We start from the raw sequence: 20210 nt of genomic DNA, 5'->3' as shown, positions 1-20210 counted from the left end.
CTGTTTCCAGGTCAGCATCGACACCGCGGCTTCACCGCTCGCTTGGGCGCGGTGGCCGCGAACTCTGCCGGCGTCAGCTTTCCGTCCTTGTCGGCATCTGCCGCGCCGAACCGGTCCGCCGTCGCCACCGCCCATTCCTCGAAGGACAGGAGGTTGTCACCGTCCCTGTCCAGCGCCTTGAAAGCCCTGGTCCGCGAGCCGAGCATTTCGACGCGGGTGATGACACCGTCACGGTTCCGGTCGTAGCGGGCGAAGCGTTTCTGCTCGCGGGTCTGGGGGCTGGCTTCACCCGGCATGGGCGGCGCTTCGCCCACCGCATCGGGATCGCCTTCGGGCAATGCCTCGACCGCCGGCGGCGGCGGTGCTGCGGCGGCGAGTTGCGCCAGCGGCGCGCGATCCGCCCGACCCTGCCACCAGAACAAGCCGCCCGCGACCAGCAACAGCGCCGCCATGCCACCTGCCAATATCCGTCCCATGCCGCACAGCCCCCCGTTTCCGGCACCAGCCTATCCCGACAGGCTAACGGCCGACAAGCGCGATCCGCAACAGCCGCAAAGCCAGTGATCTGGGCATGCCGCGCGGCGCGCCCCGCCCCGCCAGAACGTCCTGCCGCGCGAGGGTGAAGGCGATGCGCAGCGGCTTCCATGCCCTTGGCCAGCGCGCATCCTCAATCCGTGGCAGCAGGTCACGCGCCAGCGTCAGGGCCGCATCCGACAGCGCAGGATCCTCGACATGGCCGGCCAGATCCCAGAGCGCCCAGACCTGCCCCGCCGCCGTCAGCCAGTCGGGCGCATCGGCGCCAGCCTGCGCCAGCGCGCGGAACAGCCCGCCACCGCGCCCGACCGCATAGTCCCGCAGGCCATCGGCGTCGATCTCGGGCTCGACCACCAGCACTTCCCAACCGTCGATCATCGCCACCAGCCCCGGTGCCCGACAGGCGCCCGTCGCCCGCAGCGCATCGACGGCCGGTTCGCCCCGCCCCTTGCGCGCGTCCACATCCTCGATCACGTCATTCCACCAGGCCAGTCGCATCTGGCCGATGGCGGGATCGCTGGTGGTGCGGGCAACCTTCGCCAGCCGCGCGTCAAAGGCCCAGATCGCGCGATGCCGCATCGCCCGGCTCCCGGCATGAGCGGCCAGCAGCAGCGCCAGCGGCGGCAACCCGTCCTCGCCCCCGCCGCTCATCGCGCGGTTCCCCGGACGATGCGCGTTCCGCCGGTTATCGGTTCCTTAACCATCTTCCTCATACACATTCTAACAAGTGCGCCTGCATAGGTGGAAATGCTGCCCGGCCCGGATGTGGGGGCGTCGGGCGCGACATGGGTGATTGCGGACAAATGGGCAAGCGGAACGGACAAGAAACTGGCTTCCAGGGGCGGCTGCTTCGCAGCCTGGCAGGCAGTGCCATGGTCCTGGTCGCCGTGGCGATCCTTCCGCTCGCGGCGCTGATCTGCGCCGGGGTGGACATGGGCCGCGACTATATGGCTGCAACGGCGAAGCTCCGCCGTTTCGTGCGCTCCACCTTCCCGCACCCGGCACCGGTGACCGGTTGCCAAGGCTGAACATTGGTGGCGGAGAAAAGCCTCAAGGGAGGGGGCCCAGTGACGATTTTGCATAGCATAAGGTCCACGTTGAGGGCGGTTCGCCAATTTGGCGCGAACCTGCGGAATGACCGGAAGGGCATGGCCGTTCTGGAGTTCGCCATCGTGGGTCCGGCGTTCATCGCGCTGGTGCTGGCGATTTTGTACACAATGCTGATTTTCCTGGCCCAACAGATGCTGGAAACCGCAGCCCAGGGCGCAGGGCGCCTGTTCCTGACCGGCGCGGCCCAAACGGTGACGCTTGCCAATGGCAATGTCGGCATGACCGCGAACGACTTCAGGAACGCCATCTGCAACGGCACCACTGGCACCGACGCGAATGGCCAGACCATCAAGATTCCCTCGCTGTTGCCGTCGCTGCTGACATGCTCACGGCTCACGGTGAATGTCGCCACCGCCAACAGCTATAATGTGGGCAGCACATCGTCGCCGACATTCACCTACGACAGCAATGGCGTACTGACCTCAACGGGCACCGGATATAATTACCAGTCAGGCGGCGCGGGCAGCAACCGCATCATCGTGTTGCAACTGATCTACCTTTGGCCGACAGGAAAGGGACCGCTGGGCCTGAATCTGACCAATCAGCCCAATGCCAACCGCATGTTGGTTGCGACGTCCGTGTTCACGACGGAAGACTATTCATGCAGCGGGTCGCAGACATCATGCTGAAGCGCTTCGCACGGAACAATCGCGGCGCGGTGATCGTGGAGTTCGCGTTCGCCCTGCCGGTGTTTCTGCTTCTGTACACGGGCGGATATTGCTTGTCCGACATGATCGCTTGCCGACGCAAAGTCATCATCGCGACCCGATCGCTGGTGGATATCGTCAGCCGGACTACGTCACCCGCGATCATCTACAACGACCCGCAAAGCGTCAACGCGAAATCATATCTCAGCGCCAGTGCAGTCGTCCTGTCGCCCTACAAGCTCAATAACGCGACAGAGCAGATTTCATTGCTCAGGGTGTGCGATGCTACTCACGCCTATGTCGTCTGGACCCAGGCCCAGACGCAGAATGCCGATGGCAGCACCGTTACCGCAACGACATCGGAGCACACCGCCGGCACGCTTCCCAAAAACGAGGCGCAGACGGCCAGCACCGTCGTCTCCATTCCGGGCAACATGATCTCCACGACAATGGTGCCAACATCGCCGGACGGCTCCAACGTATGTTCAAATCTTGCCCCGGGTACAAACAACAAGACTCAGGTCGGTACGGCCGGCGGTTGGCTGTACATGAGCAAGATTACTTACAACTTCACACCGACGGTTAGCTTTATCCCGATCGGCACTAAAGCATTGACCCACACTATCTATATGGCCCCTCGCCTTTACTAGGTGATTATATGATGCAGAAGCCCCTCTCGTTCAGGCCCTCAGCCGGATTGTTCAAGCTTGCTGGCCAGTTAAAAGCTGATCAGAAAGGCGGACTCATGATGATCGCCGGATTAGCGATCGTTCCAATGACCTTCCTGGTCGGTTTCGGCGTCGATTATTCCCGCGCCATGAGCCTCCAGACGCAATTGAACGCCGCCGCCGACGCCGCCGCGCTGGCCGCCGTCGCGCCCTCGATGATCCTTCAATCGGACAGCGAAGCGAGCGCAGCCGCGACCAAAATGTTCAATGCGCAAGCCGCCCTGCTGACAGGCTACCAGGATCTCCAGGTGACGCCCACGGTTACGAGCAGCACCTCCGGCGGCGGCAGCGGTGCTCTAGGCCGTTTCCGCAAAGTTAGCATCAGCTACACGGTCAAGTCGATCAACGTATTTGGTGGCGTGCTGGGGGCGGACACGCTGACCGTGAGCGGCACCTCCACAGCGAGCGCCGCGCAACCACCCAATGTGGATTTCTACCTGGCGATGGACAATTCACCCTCTATGCTGCTGCCCGCAACGTCGGACGGCATCAGCAAGATCATCGCGGCCACCAAGACGTCCGAGAACGCGAACGGCTGCGCCTTCGCATGCCATGCGCAGGTGCCGCATAGCGACAATATATACGTCAAGGACAAGCTCGGTCGCCACGTGCTGCTGTCCGAAGGATATTATAATTCCAGTTCGTCCAACAAGAATGTTTTTTATCTGTGGGATCAATCGGCGAAAATTCTTTATAATAGCGCCGGCGTTTCCATGAATACCTCAACAACAAATAATGGCGTCACGACAACTGTAACATATTCACTCCCTAATTGGGATTATAGGGATGGTGCCATTGTTATACAAAAAACCACCAAAGTGGGATCGGCCGCGGCGCAGACGGTGAATTTCGACACCGGATACTGGGCGGATGGTTATTGGCTGACACATAATTATGGGCAGATTTACGGAAGCCCGACGAGCCTTGTGCTGCGCAAGGACGACGTTGTTTCCGCCGCGTCGCAATTGATCCCCTTCGCCTCCGCTCAGGCTGCCCAATATCATGTGACCTATCAGGCGCAGATGTTTTCGTTCGACTGGACGCGGTCCGGCAACACTTCGCCCGTGAGGACACTCAATAGCCTGACCGATGTCACGTCCTATGGCAGCGGTTTTTCGGCTGCCTCCCTGTTCCCGGCCGACGATTATTGGTGGAAGAATTCCATGCCCACCAGCAGCACGAACATCGACGATAAAGCAACCGAAGTCACGAACATGCTTACGACGATGAAAAACCTCATTCCCACGGCGGGAACGGGCGCACCGGGGGCAACGCCGCAAAAGATATTGTTCATCATTACGGACGGAATGCTGGATCAGCCGAATGGCGGCGGCCGCTATTTCGGACCGATGCGGAGCAATGAGATTACGGAATGCACGGCCATCAAGGCCAAGGGGATCAAGATCGCCATCCTCTACACACAATATCTGCCGGAATCATTGGCCGGCGATAGCTGGTCGCAGAACAACGTAGCTCCGCTTCTGCCCGCTCCGCCCTCCCCCTATCCGGCTGGCAAGGCAGGAAGTTCCGATCAGGTTCTTACTGCACTCAAGAGTTGCGCATCCGCCGGAACCAACGGGACCCCGCTGGTGCAGACCGTGACGGCCGATGACAACATCACCACGGCCCTGCAACTGCTGTTTTCTACCGCGCTGCAGACCGCTCGGCTGGTGCAATAAAATGCCGATCCGGCAGGCCTGGACGAAAAAGGGCGGCTCCACTGAGCCGCCCTTTCTTTCTTACTTGTAGCAGACCTTCTTCGCTGCCTCGACGACGCGGGCCGCGTCGATCAGGGCGGCTTTTTCCAGGTTTGCGGCATAGGGAAGCGGCACATCCTCGTTGGTGACGCGCAGCACCGGGGCGTCGAGGTCGTCGAAGCCCTTTTCCATCACCACGGCGGCAATTTCCGACGCGATCGAGCAGGTCGGCCAGCCTTCTTCCACCACCACGATGCGGTTGGTCTTCTTGAGGCTTTCCAGAACCGTGTCGGTGTCGAGCGGGCGCAGCGTGCGCAGGTCGATGACCTCCGCGTCGATGCCCTCGCCCGCCAGCGCTTCGGCAGCTTCCAGCGCGATGCCCACGCCGATCGAATAGCTGACAAGCGTCACGTCCTTGCCTTCGCGCACGATCCGCGCCTTGCCGATGGGCAGGACATAATCGTCCAGCTGCGGCACGTCGAAGCTGCGGCCATAGACGAGCTCGTTTTCCAGGAACACGACCGGGTCTTCCGACCGGATCGCGGCCTTGAGCAGCCCCTTGGCATCCGCCGAATCATAGGGCGCGATAACGATCAGGCCGGGGACGGACGCGTACCAGGGACCGTAGTTCTGCGAATGCTGAGCCGCCACGCGGCTCGCCGCGCCGTTGGGACCGCGGAAGACGATCGGGCAACGCATCTGGCCACCGGACATATAGTTGGTCTTGGCGGCCGAGTTGATGATGTGGTCGATCGCCTGCATGGCGAAGTTGAAAGTCATGAACTCGATGATCGGGCGCAGGCCGCCCATCGCCGCGCCCGTGCCGACGCCCGCAAAGCCATATTCGGTAATCGGCGTGTCAATGACGCGCTTGGGACCGAATTCATCGAGCAGGCCCTGCGTCACCTTGTACGCGCCCTGATATTCCGCAACTTCCTCGCCCATCACGAAGACGCGCGGATCCTTGCGCATTTCTTCCGCCATGGCATCGCGCAATGCCTCGCGCACGGTCGTCTTTACATAGGCGGTGCCTTCGGGAACGGCGGGATCCTTGACCGACGCCCTGGTTTCGGCGGCCAGTTTGGAGGTCCCGCTTTCCGCCTTCTTGGGCGCGGCTTCGGGGGCAGCGGGCGGCGCGCTTTCCTCGGCCTTGGGCGCTGGCGCGGCAGCCTCGCCGCCTTCGCCCGCCATTTCCGCGATGACGGTGCCGACCTTCACGCCCTCAGTGCCTTCGGCGATCACGATCTTGCCGATCTTGCCTTCGTCCACGGCTTCGAATTCCATCGTCGCCTTGTCGGTCTCGATCTCGGCCAGGATGTCGCCGGACTTCACCTCATCGCCTTCCTTCACCAGCCACTTGGCCAGCGTGCCTTCTTCCATCGTCGGCGAGAGCGCCGGCATCTTGATTGCGATACCCATCAATATTGCTCCACCAGCACGTCGGTATAGAGTTCATGCGCTTCAGGTTCTGGCGAGGTTTCGGCGAAGTCCGCCGCTTCGGCCACGATCTTGCGAATGTCCTGGTCGATCTGCTTGATCTCTTCCTCGCTGACGCCGGCGTCCGTGAGATATTTCTTCGCGCCTTCGATCGGGTCGGATTTTTCGCGCATGGTCTGCACTTCCTCACGCGAGCGATATTTCGCCGGGTCCGACATGGAATGGCCGCGATAGCGATAGGTCTTCATTTCCAGAAGAATGGGGCCGTTGCCGTCCTGCACCCATTTGAGCGCCTCTTCGGTCGCGCCGCGCACCGCGAGCACGTCCATGCCGTCGACCTGAAGCCCCGGAATGCGGAAGCTTTCGCCGCGACGGTAGAGCTGGTCCTCCGACGAAGCGCGGTTGACGCTGGTGCCCATGGCATATTGATTGTTTTCGATCACGAAGATGATCGGCAGCTTCCAAAGCTCGGCCATGTTGAAGCTTTCATAGACCTGGCCCTGGTTGGCCGCGCCGTCGCCGAAATAGGCGACGCACACACCGCCATCGTCATTATATTTGTGCGCGAAGCCAAGGCCCGCGCCCAGCGACACCTGCGCGCCGACGATGCCGTGTCCGCCGTAGAATTTATGTTCGACGCTGAACATGTGCATCGAACCGCCCTTGCCGCGGGAAATGCCGGCTTCGCGGCCGGTCAGTTCCGCCATGATGACCTTGGGATCGATGCCATAGGCGAGCATGTGGCCATGATCGCGATAGCCCGTGATAACGCTGTCCTTGCCGGGCTTCAAAGCCGACTGGATGCCGACCGCAACCGCTTCCTGACCGATATAAAGGTGGCAGAAACCGCCGATCAGGCCGAGGCCGTAAAGCTGGCCCGCCTTTTCCTCGAAACGGCGGATCAGGACCATCTGCCGGTAGAATTCCAGCAGCTCTTCCTTGCTGGCCTTGTAGTCGGAAGGTGTCTCGGGGCGAGGCCGGTTATGGTCCGCGCCGGCGGCGGGTGCAGCCGCCTGTGCCTTTGCGCGCGTCGGACGCGGCGTCGTTGGTTTCGCCAAGGCTGTTATCCTTTTGCGTGGGGTAGGATGGAAGGAAGCCCGATATAGCCGCCCTGTTGCATATATTGCAACTGGGCAGGGCCGATGGAGCCACGAAAATCAGCGGTTTTGGCCGGGCTGCACGAGGCCGATCTTGTCGGTCAAAAACGATCTGCCATTATCGCGTAGCAAAATTGCTTCCCGCATTTTCCACGCGAAACATGCTTACGCGCCCTTCACCCTAATTCAGGGGAACGACCACTTCATCATGATGAATGACGCCCAGTTGGCGGCGAATCAGTTCGTCGGCCAGGTCGGGATCGACACGGCGGGGATCCAGCGCATCGACCCGGTTCTTGAGCTCCGCGCGCGCCTCCTGGGTCTTCTTGAGCTCACCCTTGGCGGCGTGGAGCTGGCGCGAATAATCGCCCCATGCCAGCACTCCGTTCGATCCCAGCACGACATAGCCCGCGAAGAAGAGCAGCAGAAGCAGCGCGATCGCGGGTCCAAAGGCCGAAAAGAGCAGAAGACGTAATTTCGCAATATGCGCCATGGACCAGATGAATCACAGGCAGAGGCCGGCCGCAAGCGAAAAATCGCCTTTTTGCGGCCGGCTAGATCGTTACGGACTCAGCGAAAAATGGAGCGACCCGCATAAACGGCCACGTCACCCAATTCCTCCTCGATGCGGATGAGCTGGTTATATTTGGCAAGCCGGTCGGAACGTGCCAGCGACCCGGTCTTGATCTGTCCGCAATTGGTGGCGACGGCGAGGTCGGCGATGGTCGCGTCCTCGGTTTCGCCCGAACGGTGCGACATGACCGCAGTGTAGCGCGACCGGTGCGCCAGATCGACGGCGGCCAGCGTTTCGGTGAGCGTGCCGATCTGGTTGACCTTCACCAGCAGGGAGTTGGCGAGCCCCTTGCCGATGCCCATGGCGAGACGCGCGGGGTTGGTGACGAACAGGTCGTCCCCCACCAGTTGCACCTGCCCGCCGATCTTGTCGGTCAGCGCCTTCCAGCCCTCGAAATCATCCTCGCTCATGCCGTCCTCGATCGACTTGATCGGATAGTCGGCGCACAGCGCGGCAAGATAGTCGGCCATCTCGACCGGGGAGAGCGACAGGCCCTCGCCCGAAATCTCATATTTGCCGTTCTTGAAGAATTCGGTCGCGGCGCAATCCAGCGCCAGCACGACGTCGTCGCCCGGCTTGTAGCCCGCCTTCTCGATGCTGGCGAGGATGAAGTCGAGCGCGTCGCGGGTGGAGGCGATGTTGGGCGCGAAGCCGCCTTCGTCGCCGACCGAGGTGGCAAGCCCCTTGTCGTGCAGACCCTTCTTGAGCGTATGGAAGATTTCCGATCCGATCCGCACCGCGTCGGCGATGCTTTCCGCGCCGACGGGCATGACCATGAATTCCTGGAAATCGATGGGATTATCGGCATGTTCACCGCCATTGATGATGTTCATCATCGGCACCGGCAGAACATGCGCCGACACGCCCCCGACATAGCGGTAAAGCGGCAGGCCGCGGGCGTCCGCAGCCGCTTTCGCGACAGCGAGCGAGACACCCAGAATGGCGTTGGCGCCAAGGCGCGACTTGTTTTCCGTGCCGTCAAGATCGATCATCGCTGCGTCGACTTCGGCCTGGTCCTCTGCATCAAGGCCGATGATCTGCTCTGCAATCTCGTCATTCACGGCGGCGACCGCCTGAAGCACGCCCTTGCCAAGATATTTGGCCTTGTCCCCGTCCCGCTTTTCCACTGCTTCATAGGCGCCGGTGGAGGCGCCCGACGGGACGGCGGCGCGGCCGAAACTGCCGTCTTCCAGCATGACATCGACCTCGACCGTAGGGTTGCCCCGGCTGTCGAGTATCTGGCGAGCGTGAATATCGAGAATGGCGGTCATGATCGCTCCCTGCGCTTGGCGTCGTAACGTGCGGCCCCTCTGGCCCCTCGGAAACGCGCCCCGCTTAACCAGCCCCCCTGCCCTTGGCAATGCGGGGCTTGCGCGGGCACGAAAAATGCCGATGGTCTAAATGGAACGGCAACGGAACTGCACCCGCCCCAAAGCATTGGGGGCAGCAGGACATTCGCCGTGGAAGGCAGTGACATTGCCTTTGACAAAGGGAGACTAGGACGATGGCCGACACACCGGAAACCCCGCCCGCCAAGCGTGGCCGCAAGCCCGCCGCCGACAAGCCCGCGAAGGCCAAGCCGGTGAAGGGCGCGGCTGCTGGCGCGGTTGCGCCCGCCCCGGTGAAAAGCCCGCCGGTAAAGACCGCCGCCACGCGCAAGGCCGGCAACGGCGCGTCGGACCACAGCTGGACCGCGCAGGTCGCGCCGCTCAAGCAACAGGCGGAAAAGGCCGCACGCGCCGCTGTGGACAAGATCAATGCCGTCGACTGGAAGGCGCAGATCGACCCGATCAAGGAGCAGGCCGGAAAGACCGCCCTGTCAGCGGCCGGCATCGCCAAGGAAAAGACCGGGACGGCGATGCAAAGCCTGGCGAAGCTGATCGCCGACACGGCGGGCACGGTCGATGCTAAGCTGGGTCCGCAATATGGCGATTATGCGCGGCAAGCGGCCGAAACCGTGGCCGGCGCGGCCGATTCGCTTGACAGCAAGGATGTCGATCAACTGCTGACCGAAGCGCGCGATTTCGTGCGCAAGAGCCCGGCGGTGGCGATCGGCGCTGCCGCCGTTGTGGGCTATGTGCTGATGCGGCTTGCCAAGGGTTCCGACGACAAGGCCTGACACCGCCTTTACCGACATACCGATGCGCAGGCCCGCAAGGCGGGGCGGAGGCCAAGAGTGATAGATAAGCCAGCGGAAACGGCGGTGACGCCGGAGGCCGATGGGCAGGAAGACGATGTGCGCGCGCAAAGCGTGCGCGACGTGCTGGCCCGTCTCTACGCGGATGGGCGTGCCTATGCGAACGCCGAGATGGACAGGCAGAAAGTGCGCGCCGGCATCGTCGCGGCGGGCATCCGCAACGCCGCGATCCTGGGTCTCATCGCTCTCATGCTGGTCTTCGGGGCCATCGTGGCCCTGCTGGTGGGGTTGACGTTCGGCCTGGCCGTGCATGTCGGTCCGCTCTGGGCGACCCTTATCGTGGTCGGCGGCGCGCTGATCGTCGCGCTGCTGCTGCTGCTGCTTGCAAAGGCAAGCATCACCCGCATGAGGGAAAGGATCAGCCGATGAGCGATACCGCTTATCGCGCCGCCTGCGACAGGGCGGACGCCGCCCGCCAGCAGTTGGTGGACAGCGCGAACCGGGTCAAGGAACGGCTGTCCCCCGCAGCGCTCAAACAGGACGCGAAAGACGGGATCGTCGATGCGGCGCGCAATGCAGCGACGAACCTGACGGCGAAGGCGCGTCAACGACCGGTCGCGACAGGCGCGGCGGCTGGCGCATTTCTCCTCTATCTGTGCCGTCGGCCTCTGGCGGCACTTTTCGGCCGGCTATACGTTCGGTTGCATGACTCCCATAGACAGAAATCGGAGAATCAAGATGGCTGATATCCGCGCTCAACTGACCCGCGTCCGCGACGCCGCCAATGATGTGGCGATCAGCACGACCGACCGGATCAAGGATGGTACTGAAAAAGCCCGCGAAAGCGCCAGCGATCTGATCCAGACAAGCCGGGAGAAGGCCAGTGACGCCTATGGCGACGTGCGCGACCGGACGCAGCGGGCCGCCACCCGCGCCAACGAGATCGTTCAGGAGCATCCCATCGCCGCAGTGGCGGGCGCCGTCGCGATCGGGGCCGTTGTGGCGTGGATGTTCCCCAAGAGCCGCCGCGCGATGAAGGCGTTGCCCGCAATCGCTTCCACCGCAGGCGCGAAGCTGGTCGAAGCGGCGATCGCCGCGCGCGCCGTCGCCGCCGATGGCGCGGAAACGGTGAAGAACAGCGCGAGCAACGCCCTCAACGCCGCTGGCGATGCCGCCGCCAATGCAAAGGACAGCGTGGCGAGTGCGCATCTGCCGGAAAAGGCGTCCAAGATCGCGGACGAAGTCACCACGCTCGTCGCGGCAAAGGTCGATGCGCTGAGCGAGGCGATCAAAGCACGATTGCACAAAAGTTAATCGCAATTGCGTCAAACGCAATCGAGACCCATCCTCGATCCCCTTTGACCCCGGTGGGCGCCCTGCTAAGGGTTGCCATTCATCCAAAGGAGAATAGAAAACGCCATGAGCAAGCTGCATCTGGTGATGGGTGGTCGCGTTACCAATCCGCAGACGCTGGAGTTTCAGGATCTGAACGCCGTCGATCTGGTCGGGGTTTATCCCGATTATGCGTCTGCGGAAAAAGCATGGCGCGGGGCGGCCCAGCGCACGGTGGACGATGCGGAGATGCGCTATGTCATCGTGCATCTGCACCGCTTGCTGGAACCGGAACTGCCTCAGGATTAACGCGCAAGCCTGACTGAGCCTTCAGCGAACCCGGCATCCTGCCTTATGCGGGGATGCCGGGTCATCTGACGTCAGTTGATGACCTGCGGCCGTTTGCGAAAGCGCCAGCGGAGCAGCGGGCGGGTCAGCACCAGACCCGCGATGAAGCCGCCAATGTGCGCCGCGACCGCGATCTGGCCGATGCCGGCCAGGTCGCTGCCAGACGCGTAGCCGATCATGAGCTGCATGACGATCCACGCTGCCGCCAGCCACAGCATCCGGACAAGGTTGGACGATAGCGGTCCTATGCGCCGCACCTGTTGCTGGCTGTAGAGCAGCGAATAGGTGGCGACCACCGCGGAGATCGCGCCGCTCGCGCCCACCATCGGATTGCTGGACAGCGGATAGGCGATCCACTGAGCGAGGCAGGCCGCGTACGCGCCCACTGCATACAGGATCAGCGTCCCGCTCCATCCCAGCACATGTTCGATCTGCCGACCGCAGAAGAGCAGCATCAGCATATTGAAGCCGATGTGAAGCCAGCCCGCATGGATGAAGGCGGAACTGACCGGAGTCAGCCAGAAAGGCACCGCCGCCATTCCATCCAGCAAGCCAGGCGCGCCCCATCGCGCCGGGATGAAACCACCCACGATGGCCGCGTCGTCAATCCGTCCGGCAAGGGACAATAGCAGGAAGATGGCGACATTGGTCGCCGCGATGCTGTTGGTCGTGCGGCCGGACGGCAGTTTCACGGGATCAGATGAATTCGATCTTGTCGACCAGGTAGAATTTGTCCCCGGACGGCACCGACACTTCGACCTCGTCGCCGACCTCGCGGCCGATGAGCGCGCGGCCGAGCGGACTATTATAGCTGATCATGCCCAGCTTGGCGTCGGCTTCCGCCTGGCCAACGATCTGATAACGGATCGGCTTGTCATCCTCGTCCAGCAGCGTGACGGTAGCGCCGAAAACGATCCGGTCACCCGAAAGGGTCTTAGGGTCGATGATCTGCGCGCGCGAAAGCTTGTCCTCCAGGTCGGCGATGGTCGCCTCCACCTGGCCCTGCCGTTCCTTGGCGGCGTGATATTCGGCGTTTTCCGACAGATCGCCGTGTGCCCGCGCTTCCTCGATGGCGTCCACGATCAGCGGACGTTCCGCCTTCAGCTCGCGAAGCTGCGCGTTGAGCTTGTCATAGCCCACCTGCAACATCGGCATCTTCTCGACGGTCGCCATTCCCTAAATCCTTCGTCAAAACTTCCCTCTGACGGCCCCGTCCAAGGAGCCGTCCGCAACCTCATTCCTGTGCGGGGGATCAAGCGTGCGACTGAGGATAATAGGACTGCAACGCCCGCACTTCAAGGGCATGACCCCGCAACGCCTCTATGGCGTCAGCCGCGGCCACGCTTGCCGCCGCTGTAGTGAAACTGGCGATCTTGGCCCTCAGCGCAGACGTGCGGATGGCCTTGCTGTCTTTCAGCGACTGCCAGCCTTCGGTCGTGTTGAAGATCAGCTGCACTTCGCCGTCGGTGATCTTGTCGACGATGTGCGGCCGGCCTTCCGCCACCTTGTTGATGCGCTGGATGCCGATGCCCTGCCGTTCCAGATAGGTCGCGGTGCCGCCGGTAGCGATGATGGTGAAACCCAGACCGGCAAGCTTGCGCGCGGCCGGCAGGATCACGGGCTTGTCGCTGTCCTTGACGGAAATGAAGACGGTGCCGCCGGTTGGCAGGATGGTGCCCGCCCCGATCTGCGCCTTGGCGAAGGCGGTCGCGAAATCGCTATCGATTCCCATGACTTCGCCCGTGCTCTTCATTTCTGGTGAAAGGACAGGATCAACTCCGGGGAAGCGCGCGAAGGGGAATACCGCTTCCTTGACCGCGATATGCGAAATGGCATTGCGGTCGATCTTCGGCAGATCTTTCAGCTTTTCGCCCGCCATCACGCGGCTTGCGATCTTGGCGATGGGCGTGCCGATCGCCTTGGCAACGAAGGGGACGGTGCGGCTGGCGCGAGGATTGACCTCGATAAGATAGACTATCTGGCCTTCCGGGCCGTCCTTCACCGCGAACTGGATGTTCATGAGGCCGCGAACGGACAGCGCCCGCGCCAGAATGTCGGCCTGCCGTTCGATCTCGGCAACGACATCGGGAGAAAGGCTGTAGGGCGGGAGCGAGCAGGCGCTGTCGCCCGAATGGACGCCCGCCTCCTCGATATGCTGAAGCACACCGGCCACGACGACATCGTCGCCGTCGCAGAGGGCGTCCACGTCCACTTCGACCGCGTCGCGAAGATACTGGTCGATCAGGACCGGCGAATCGCCCGACACCTGAACGGCGGTGGCGATATATTCCTCCAGCTGAGCCTGGCCGTCCACGATCTCCATTGCGCGGCCGCCGAGCACATAGCTGGGGCGCATCAGCACCGGATAGCCAATGCGGTTGGCGACGGCGATCGCCTCTTCCCGGCTGCGGGCGATGCCGTTGGCGGGCTGGCGCAGTTTCAGCCTGTCGATCAGCGCGGCGAAGCGCTCGCGGTCCTCGGCCAGGTCGATGGCGTCGGGCGACGTGCCCAGGATCGGCACGCCCGCATCCTCCAGCGCCTGCGCCAGCTTGAGCGGGGTCTGGCCACCGAACTGCACGATGACGCCCGCCAGCGTGCCGTTCGACATTTCGACGCTCAGGATTTCCAGCACATCCTCGGCCGTCAGCGGCTCGAAATAGAGGCGGTCGGACGTGTCATAGTCGGTCGAGACCGTTTCGGGGTTGCAGTTGACCATGATCGTCTCATAGCCCGCTTCGCTGAGCGCGAAGCAGGCGTGGACGCAGCAATAGTCGAACTCGATCCCCTGCCCGATCCGGTTGGGGCCGCCCCCCAAGATCACGACCTTCCTGGCCGCGCTCGGCTGCGCCTCATTTTCCGCCTCGCCAAAGATGGGCGCTTCGTAGGTGGAATACATGTAAGGCGTCTTCGCCTCGAATTCGGCGGCGCAGGTGTCGATGCGCTTGAAGACCGGGCGGACGCCCAGCTTGTGCCGCAGCTTGCGCACTTCCTCTTCGGTGACGCCGCCGGTCATCGCCTTGACCGCTTCGTGGATCAGGCCGGAGCCGCGCGCGATTCCCCGTTCCATGCCGCGCAGATTGGCGGACTTGAGCGCGAGATAGGCGAGCCGCTTGTCCGAAAAGCCCATGGATTTCAGGCGACGCATCCCATCCGCATCCTGCGGCAGGCCGTTGGCGAGCACTTCGCCCTCCGCGTCCACGATTTCCTTGAGCCGGTCCAGGAACCAGGGGTCGAACTTGGCGATGGTGTGGATTTCCGCGACGGTCAGCCCTTCGCGCAGCGCCTGCGCCGCGATCAGCAGCCGGTCGGGCGTGGGGGTCGCCAGGGCAGCGATGATGTCGTCCCGCGGCGCGCCGACCAGATGATCGACGTCGTTGAAGCCCGACAGGCCCGTCTCCAGCCCCCGCAGCGCCTTCTGCATCGATTCATGGATGTTGCGGCCGATCGCCATCACTTCGCCCACGGACTTCATCGCGGTGCCGAGCAGCGGTTCGGAGCCCTTGAACTTTTCAAAGGCGAAGCGCGGGATCTTCGTCACGATATAGTCGATGGTCGGCTCGAAAGACGCCGGGGTCGCGCCGGTGATGTCATTCTCGATCTCGTCGAGCGTGTAGCCGACGGCCAGCTTCGCCGCGACCTTGGCGATGGGGAAGCCCGTCGCCTTCGACGCCAGCGCCGACGAGCGCGACACGCGCGGGTTCATCTCGATCACGATGAGGCGGCCGTCCTTCGGATTGACCGCGAACTGCACGTTGGAACCACCTGTTTCCACGCCGATTTCGCGCAGCACCGCGATGGATGCGTTGCGCATGATCTGATATTCCTTGTCGGTCAGCGTCAGCGCGGGCGCGACGGTGATGGAATCGCCCGTATGGACGCCCATCGGATCGACATTCTCGATCGAGCAGATGATGATGCAATTGTCGTTGCGGTCCCGCACGACCTCCATCTCATATTCTTTCCAGCCGAGCAGCGATTCCTCGATCAGCACTTCGGTCGTGGGGGACGCGTCCAGCCCTTCAGCGACGATCCGCTTGAACTCTTCCCGGTTGTAGGCGACGCCGCCGCCGGTTCCGCCCAGCGTGAAGCTGGGGCGGATGATGGAAGGCAGGCCAGTAAATTCAAGCGCTTCCAGCGCTTCTTCCATAGTATGTGCGATGCGGGAGCGGGCGCTCTCCAACCCGATCTTGTCCATTGCGTCGCGGAACTTCAGGCGATCCTCCGCCTTGTCGATGGCTTCGGCATCCGCGCCGATCATCTTGACGCCATATTTCTCCAGCGTGCCGTCATTGAACAGCGCCAGCGCCGTGTTGAGCGCCGTCTGCCCGCCCATGGTGGGGAGCACCGCATCCGGCCGCTCCTTCTCGATGATCTTCGCGACGATTTCGGGCGTGATCGGCTCGACATAGGTTGCGTCGGCAAATTCCGGGTCGGTCATGATCGTGGCCGGGTTGGAATTGACCAGGATGATGCGATAGCCCTCTTCCTTGAGCGCCTTCACCGCCTGCGTGCCCGAATAATCGAACTCACACGCCTGGCCGATAATGATCGGCCCCGCGCCGATGATGAGGATGGAGGAGATGTCGGTGCGTTTGGGCATTATTTTTTTGATCCAAATTGTTCGATCGTTGCGAGAACGACTGTATTGTCTTTGGTCTTCATCAGCCGGCATTTCCCAATGCTGGCAAACTCGCCTGTCGGCTTCGACAACGCATTTGCTTGGCCGTCGACAAATTCCTTTTCAGACACTCCGCATTTGGCGGCAATATCGGCATCTGAAGGACTGAAAAAACAGGCAGACAGTGTCAGAACAGACAACGCGCTCCAATGACGCAAAACTGGCCCCAGCATATGGCCCTTGGTATGATCAGAGAAGGTCGATCCGACCATCAATGCACGCCCCCCGCCTGCGCTTCGCAGCCCCAGCCGTCATATTCGACGCCGCAGAGGATTTCGATCTGGAGGCATTTCCTGGTCAACGCACGGATTGAAGCTTCGTCGACCGGCTGCACGCATTCGAGGAACAGGAACAGGTCGCCCTCCTCATCTTCCTCCCGGTCCAGTTCGACCATGCCGAACTGGCTCGCGATGGTCAGGACGCGCTCGAAATCCTGCTCGCTGCCCCGGAAGCTGACATCCACGGGCCGCGCGACCCGCGCGACATCGCCATTGGCGGCGAGGTTGGCGAGCACTTGCCTGTCCGCCTCCCACTCGGCGGCGAGGCGCGCTTCATCGACGGGGGGCAGGTTCTGGCTCACGCCGCGACCGGGCCTTTAAGGCCGTCCACGAACCGCTTGAACAGGTAGAAGCTGTCCTGCGGACCCGGCGAGGCTTCGGGGTGGTACTGTACCGAGAAAGCGTTTTTGTCGATCAGTTCGATGCCGCAATTGCTGCCGTCGAACAGCGACACATGGGTCGCCCGCGCATTGGCGGGCAGCGTGTCGACATCGACCGCGAAGCCGTGGTTCATGCTGGTGATTTCGACCAGCCCGTCGCTCAGCCGCTTGACCGGATGGTTCGCGCCTCTGTGGCCCTGATGCATCTTGATCGTCTTCGCGCCCACGGCCAGCCCCAGCAGCTGATGGCCAAGGCAGATGCCGAACATAGGCACATTCTCGGTCAGCAGCGCCGCGATCACGGGGACGGCATAGGCCCCGGTCGCGGCAGGATCGCCGGGACCGTTGGACAGGAACACGCCGTCGGGCTTCTGCTCCATCACCTGTTCATAAGTGGCGGTGGCTGGCAGCACAGTGACGCGCGCCCCGGCCTTCACGAGGTTGCGGAAGATATTGTTCTTCGCGCCATAGTCGATCGCGACGACATGGGGGCGCTCCTCCGTCGCCTCCCCTGCCCCATAGCCGAAGCCGAGCTTCCACACGCCGTCCTTCCACAGGCGGCTTTCCTTGCCCGTCACTTCGATGGCAAGGTCCATGCCTTCAAGGCCGGGCCAGCTTGCCGCCGTGGCCGCCAGCGCTTCGAGATCGAACGCGCCTTCGGGATCGTGGGCGATGACGACGTTGGGTGCGCCCTTCACCCGGATCAGGCGAGTGAGCGCGCGCGTGTCCACGCCCGCCAGGCCGATGCGGCCATGTTCGCGCATCCACTGGTCGAAGGGTTCGACATTGCGGAAATTGCTGGGCGCGGTCACGTCCTGCCGGACGATGCAGCCAAGCGCGTAGGGATTGTCCGCCTCCACATCGTCCAGGTTCGTGCCGACATTGCCGATATGGGGGAAGGTGAAGTTGATGATCTGACCGGCATAGCTGGGATCGGTCATGATCTCCTGATAGCCGGTGATCGATGTGTTGAAGCAGAGTTCGCCCACCGCCTCGCCCACAGCGCCGAAGCCGCGGCCGAACACGGCGGAACCATCGGCGAAAACCACGACCCCTGTCGCTCCTTTGGGCACGGTGAGGGTCTTGGCGTCAGCCATGGTTGCGGTTCCTTTATGCTTTTGCGGGAACCCGTCTGATGCGGGTTAAACGGCCGGTCACCTATGCCCGCAGGCCACGAAGGTCAACGTCTGTTAAAAATCTCTTTTGCCGCTATATCTGCTTCTTTCCGCAAGACACAGGATTAGTTCGCCATGATTCGCGACACGATTAAAAGCGCCCAGGTGAGTGCGATGAAGGCCGGCGACAAGGATCGGCTGGCCGCAGTACGCCTGATCCTGGCCAAGCTGAAGGACCGCGACATCGAACTGCGCACCGCATCGACCGTGCCGGACGACGACGCCGTGGTGGTCGACGTGCTGCAGAAGATGGTGAAGCAGCGCCGCGAATCGATCGACATGTTCAAGAGCGGCGGGCGCGAAGAGCTGGCGGCGAAGGAACAGGCCGAGCTGGACGTGATCGAAAGCTTCCTCCCCGCCCAGATGAGCGAGGAAGAGACCAGGGCCGCGATCGAGAGCATCAAGGCCGAGGTCGGCGCGACCAGCGTCAAGGACATGGGCAAGGTGATGGCCGTGCTGAAGGAACGCCATGGCAGCGTCATCGACATGAGCAAGGCGAGCGGGTTGGTGAAGGCGGCTTTGGGCTGACAAATGAGCACCCCTCCTGCTTGCGGGAGGGGTCGGGGGAGGGCATGTTCAAGGCCAATGGATAAAGGCTACGCCCGCCCGACAGCAAAAGCGCGCGCCCTGCGCTACGATGCGATGGAAGCCGAGCGAACCTTGTGGCGCGCGATCAGTGGCCGAAGGGGCGCCGGCGTCTGGTTCGACCGGCAAGTGCCCATCGGTCCCTTCATCTGGGATTTTGCGGCACGTTCGATTATGGCACGCGAAGCCTCATGAGCCTCACCCCGCAATGGCTGGACGAACTGCGCGCGCGCACGTCGCTGTCGACCCTGATCGGGAAGACGGTGAAGGTGCAGAAGGCAGGGCGCGAATATAAGGCCTGCTGCCCATTCCATAACGAGAAGACGCCCAGTTTCACGATCAACGACGAAAAGGGCTTCTATCACTGCTTCGGCTGCGGCGCGCATGGCGACGCGATCCGGTGGATGACCGACCATCGCGGCCTGCCCTTCATGGAGGCGGTGAAGGAACTGGCGGCAAGCGCGGGCATGGACGTCCCCGCCGCCGATCCGCGTGCGGCGAAACGGGCCGAGCAGGCGAAGGGCCTGCACGATGCGATGGCGGCGGCGCAGAGCTTCTTCGAGGATCAGTTGGCGGGGATCGAGGGTGGCGAGGCGCGCGCCTATCTGGCGAAACGCGGGATCAGCGATGCGATCCGGCGCGCGTTCGGTTTCGGCTATTCCCCGGATTCGCGTGGAAAATTGAAGGGCGCGCTTAAGGATTTCGGGGAACCGATGCTGGTCGAGGCTGGCCTGCTGATTGACCCGGACGGCGCCGAGCCGGAGGGCGGCAAGGCCAGGCGGGACAGCTATGATCGGTTCCGGGGCCGGCTGATGTTCCCGATCCGGGACATTCGCGGGCGGGTGATCGCCTTTGGCGGGCGCATCCTCGGACAGGGGGAGCCCAAATATCTGAACTCCCCCGACACGCCGCTCTTCGACAAGGGCCGCACGCTCTACAATATCGACAAGGCGTCACCCGCAAGCCGGCAGGGCCGCGTCATCGTGGTCGAAGGCTATATGGACGTGATCGCGCTGGCGCAGGCGGGCTTCCCCGAAGCGGTTGCGCCACTCGGCACCGCGCTGACCGAACATCAGATCGAACGGCTGTGGAAAATGGTGGAGGTGCCGATCCTCTGCTTCGACGGCGACGCAGCGGGGCAGAAGGCCGCCATTCGCGCCGCCAATCGCGCCCTGCCCCTGCTCCGCCCCGGCCACAGCCTCTGCTTCGCCACGCTGCCGGCGGGGCAGGATCCCGACGACCTGATCCGCGCCAGCGGCCCCCGGGCGATGGAGGATGTGCTGGCGGGCGCGCAATCGCTGATCGACAGGCTGTGGCATCATGAGGTGACGGCCTCGCCACTCGACACGCCCGAGCAGAAAGCCGCGCTGAGGCAGCGGCTGAGGGCACTGTCCGACGCGATCCAGCATCCCGATGTCCGCGCCCATTATGCCCATGAGTTTCGCGAGCGATATGACGCGATGTTCTTCGCCC

The 20210-nt window shown here is 62.9% G+C and carries 24 protein-coding genes; 12 read left to right on the top strand and 12 right to left on the bottom strand.

The genetic code is table 11. The annotated features are described in order from the left end of the window. Positions 1–11 precede the first annotated feature (11 nt). A complete protein-coding gene (locus AX724_RS18430; protein ID WP_066769365.1) occupies positions 12–476 on the bottom strand; it encodes an EF-hand domain-containing protein in 465 nt (154 codons plus the stop codon). 43 nt (positions 477–519) lie between these two features. Further along, the gene (locus tag AX724_RS18425; protein ID WP_066769363.1) at positions 520–1185 is read right to left on the bottom strand and encodes a hypothetical protein; all 666 of its coding nucleotides are present in this window, start codon (positions 1183–1185) and stop codon (positions 520–522) included. A 152-nt stretch (positions 1186–1337) separates the two neighbouring features. On the opposite strand from AX724_RS18425, the gene AX724_RS18420 reads away from it, so the two are divergent. From AX724_RS18420 to AX724_RS18405, 4 genes are all read left to right on the top strand, one after another. Next, positions 1338–1562, top strand: a complete 225-nt coding sequence (locus AX724_RS18420) for a hypothetical protein (RefSeq protein WP_066769356.1) — start codon at positions 1338–1340, stop codon at positions 1560–1562. 120 nt (positions 1563–1682) lie between these two features. Next, positions 1683–2273: a TadE/TadG family type IV pilus assembly protein gene (locus AX724_RS18415; RefSeq protein WP_066769353.1), complete on the top strand. Its 591-nt coding sequence runs from the start codon at positions 1683–1685 to the stop codon at positions 2271–2273. Further along, on the top strand, positions 2246–2941 hold the full coding sequence (locus AX724_RS18410) for a TadE/TadG family type IV pilus assembly protein (RefSeq protein ID WP_066769348.1): 696 nt from the start codon (positions 2246–2248) through the stop codon (positions 2939–2941). The genes AX724_RS18415 and AX724_RS18410 overlap by 28 nt, the downstream gene beginning before the upstream one ends. An 8-nt stretch (positions 2942–2949) precedes the next feature. Beyond that, on the top strand, positions 2950–4698 hold the full coding sequence (locus tag AX724_RS18405) for a pilus assembly protein TadG-related protein (protein ID WP_082733600.1): 1749 nt from the start codon (positions 2950–2952) through the stop codon (positions 4696–4698). 60 nt (positions 4699–4758) lie between these two features. Here AX724_RS18405 and AX724_RS18400 read toward each other — a convergent pair whose 3' ends face one another. From AX724_RS18400 to eno, 4 genes are all read right to left on the bottom strand, one after another. Next, positions 4759–6135 carry a pyruvate dehydrogenase complex E1 component subunit beta gene (locus AX724_RS18400; RefSeq protein WP_066769337.1) on the bottom strand — a complete coding sequence of 459 codons (1377 nt, stop codon included), beginning with the start codon at positions 6133–6135 and terminating at the stop codon, positions 4759–4761. After that, a complete protein-coding gene (gene pdhA, locus AX724_RS18395) occupies positions 6135–7211 on the bottom strand; it encodes a pyruvate dehydrogenase (acetyl-transferring) E1 component subunit alpha (protein ID WP_066769334.1) in 1077 nt (358 codons plus the stop codon). Before pdhA ends, AX724_RS18400 begins: the two co-directional genes overlap by 1 nt. A 220-nt stretch (positions 7212–7431) precedes the next feature. Next, positions 7432–7743 (bottom strand): FtsB family cell division protein, encoded by a 312-nt coding sequence (locus AX724_RS18390; protein WP_066769331.1) that lies wholly within the window; start codon positions 7741–7743, stop codon positions 7432–7434. 77 nt (positions 7744–7820) lie between these two features. Further along, a complete protein-coding gene (eno, locus tag AX724_RS18385; protein ID WP_066769328.1) occupies positions 7821–9095 on the bottom strand; it encodes a phosphopyruvate hydratase in 1275 nt (424 codons plus the stop codon). A 233-nt stretch (positions 9096–9328) separates the two neighbouring features. Here eno and AX724_RS18380 point away from each other — a divergent pair, with 233 nt between their 5' ends. The 5 genes from AX724_RS18380 to AX724_RS18360 all read left to right on the top strand — a co-directional run bounded on the left by AX724_RS18380 (position 9329) and on the right by AX724_RS18360 (position 11602). Continuing rightward, positions 9329–9943 (top strand): hypothetical protein, encoded by a 615-nt coding sequence (locus tag AX724_RS18380; protein ID WP_066769325.1) that lies wholly within the window; start codon positions 9329–9331, stop codon positions 9941–9943. A 57-nt stretch (positions 9944–10000) separates the two neighbouring features. Next, positions 10001–10390 (top strand): phage holin family protein, encoded by a 390-nt coding sequence (locus AX724_RS18375; RefSeq protein WP_066769323.1) that lies wholly within the window; start codon positions 10001–10003, stop codon positions 10388–10390. Beyond that, positions 10387–10707: a hypothetical protein gene (locus tag AX724_RS18370; RefSeq protein ID WP_066769321.1), complete on the top strand. Its 321-nt coding sequence runs from the start codon at positions 10387–10389 to the stop codon at positions 10705–10707. The genes AX724_RS18375 and AX724_RS18370 overlap by 4 nt, the downstream gene beginning before the upstream one ends. Continuing rightward, positions 10700–11275 carry a DUF883 family protein gene (locus AX724_RS18365; RefSeq protein WP_066769319.1) on the top strand — a complete coding sequence of 192 codons (576 nt, stop codon included), beginning with the start codon at positions 10700–10702 and terminating at the stop codon, positions 11273–11275. Before AX724_RS18370 ends, AX724_RS18365 begins: the two co-directional genes overlap by 8 nt. Positions 11276–11380: 105 nt before the next feature. Further along, complete coding sequence (locus AX724_RS18360) at positions 11381–11602, top strand: DUF4170 domain-containing protein (RefSeq protein WP_066769317.1); 222 nt, start codon at positions 11381–11383, stop codon at positions 11600–11602. Positions 11603–11673: 71 nt separating this feature from the next. Here the strand turns inward: AX724_RS18360 and AX724_RS18355 are convergent, their stop codons facing one another. The 6 genes from AX724_RS18355 to carA form a co-directional block, all read right to left on the bottom strand. Continuing rightward, on the bottom strand, positions 11674–12333 hold the full coding sequence (locus AX724_RS18355; protein ID WP_066769315.1) for a rhomboid family intramembrane serine protease: 660 nt from the start codon (positions 12331–12333) through the stop codon (positions 11674–11676). A 4-nt stretch (positions 12334–12337) separates the two neighbouring features. Further along, complete coding sequence (gene greA, locus AX724_RS18350; RefSeq protein ID WP_066769311.1) at positions 12338–12814, bottom strand: transcription elongation factor GreA; 477 nt, start codon at positions 12812–12814, stop codon at positions 12338–12340. Positions 12815–12893: 79 nt separating this feature from the next. Further along, on the bottom strand, positions 12894–16241 hold the full coding sequence (gene carB / locus AX724_RS18345) for a carbamoyl-phosphate synthase large subunit (RefSeq protein ID WP_066769310.1): 3348 nt from the start codon (positions 16239–16241) through the stop codon (positions 12894–12896). Then, on the bottom strand, positions 16241–16531 hold the full coding sequence (locus tag AX724_RS18340) for a hypothetical protein (protein ID WP_066769308.1): 291 nt from the start codon (positions 16529–16531) through the stop codon (positions 16241–16243). Before AX724_RS18340 ends, carB begins: the two co-directional genes overlap by 1 nt. Next, entirely contained in the window at positions 16531–16899 is a 369-nt protein-coding gene (locus AX724_RS18335) for a ribonuclease E inhibitor RraB (protein ID WP_066769306.1), read from the bottom strand. Before AX724_RS18335 ends, AX724_RS18340 begins: the two co-directional genes overlap by 1 nt. Then, a complete protein-coding gene (gene carA / locus AX724_RS18330) occupies positions 16896–18074 on the bottom strand; it encodes a glutamine-hydrolyzing carbamoyl-phosphate synthase small subunit (RefSeq protein ID WP_066769303.1) in 1179 nt (392 codons plus the stop codon). The genes AX724_RS18335 and carA overlap by 4 nt, the downstream gene beginning before the upstream one ends. Before the next feature lie 153 nt (positions 18075–18227). Between carA and AX724_RS18325 the strand changes: the two genes are divergently transcribed. The 3 genes from AX724_RS18325 to dnaG form a co-directional block, all read left to right on the top strand. Next, a complete protein-coding gene (locus AX724_RS18325) occupies positions 18228–18680 on the top strand; it encodes a GatB/YqeY domain-containing protein (protein ID WP_066769300.1) in 453 nt (150 codons plus the stop codon). 57 nt (positions 18681–18737) lie between these two features. Continuing rightward, positions 18738–18932, top strand: coding sequence for a DUF559 domain-containing protein (locus AX724_RS18320; RefSeq protein WP_066769297.1), 195 nt, complete (start codon positions 18738–18740; stop codon positions 18930–18932). After that, a partial coding sequence (dnaG, locus tag AX724_RS18315) for a DNA primase (RefSeq protein ID WP_066769295.1) occupies positions 18929–20210 on the top strand: 1282 nt, incomplete at its 3' end. The genes AX724_RS18320 and dnaG, both read left to right, overlap by 4 nt.

Source organism: Sphingobium sp. CCH11-B1 (assembly GCF_001556865.1).
GTDB lineage: Bacteria > Pseudomonadota > Alphaproteobacteria > Sphingomonadales > Sphingomonadaceae > Sphingobium.
This window is presented reverse-complemented; position numbering and strand designations above follow the sequence as displayed.